Below are 852 nucleotides of genomic sequence, written 5' to 3'. Positions count from 1 at the left end.
GCCCTCATAGCGCAGCTGCGCCATGTCCATCATCCGCCGGTTATGCTCAAACGCCGCATCCCGCATCGCCGGATCACTGCTCATTCGCTTCATTACGCTGTCCGCCTCCTTAAAGATTTCATCCTCTTCCACTAACCGGGCTGCCACCGAATCACTGTGTTCCTCGTCATACCGTTCGAGAAACCAGCACCACTTTTCCGCCCGGCTCAGTTCTTCATAACTATGATTCATCTGAATTATCTTCTTCATCTCTATGATAACCACCGAGATCAGATTTGTCAAGATGTCATGATCCAGGATCTCCGCTAACTGATAGACATGAATCGCTTTCTCCGGCTGATCTGCCTTCGCCGGAAAGTCGAAGTCCAGCAGAAACAACTGATCCACCGGCGTCAGCGCGGTATACGCCAGGCCTTTGTTGTCCGGCCGGTTGACAAGCGTTGCGGCGTAATAAGCGCTGCGGTTGGGAATCTCCATCTTGTTGGAGCCGCACTGCATCTCGAAATCGATCAGCCGATCCGGCGTTAAGCGGGCGCAGATATCCAGACGGATATCCTTGGCCTGGAAGCCTTCGGTCAACAGCTCCGTAGAAGTCAGATCGACCTTGTCCACGACATAATCCCGGATACTTTCGGTCAGATCCTTCACCAGCCGTTTTCCAATCTCCGGATCATAAGTCATCAGGGATTTGAACACAAAGTCATTCGTACAGCGCAGCTTGTAGTTGGTTGGAGCCTGAGGTTTGGAACGTTGCTTTTTCGCTTTTATTAAAGTCATAGATTTTATCCCTCCCTTATACCTATTGCGCTTTTTTGCGAAAAGCCCCGCTATTTCTTCATTTTTCATCATTTT

Annotated in this window: 1 protein-coding gene; it reads right to left on the bottom strand. The window is 50.1% G+C overall.

Going from position 1 to position 852, the window contains the following annotated elements; all coding sequences use genetic code 11:
• Window positions 1–777 (bottom strand): Rpn family recombination-promoting nuclease/putative transposase (locus tag HOLDEFILI_RS18035; RefSeq protein ID WP_039865594.1); only part of this gene is annotated, 777 nt, incomplete at its 3' end.
• Between the last annotated feature and the right edge of the window lie 75 nt (window positions 778–852).

This window comes from Holdemania filiformis DSM 12042, assembly GCF_000157995.1.
GTDB classification, from domain to species: domain Bacteria; phylum Bacillota_I; class Bacilli_A; order Erysipelotrichales; family Erysipelotrichaceae; genus Holdemania; species Holdemania filiformis.
Note: the sequence above shows the minus strand (reverse complement) of the source record. Positions and strands in the feature narration are given on the sequence as shown.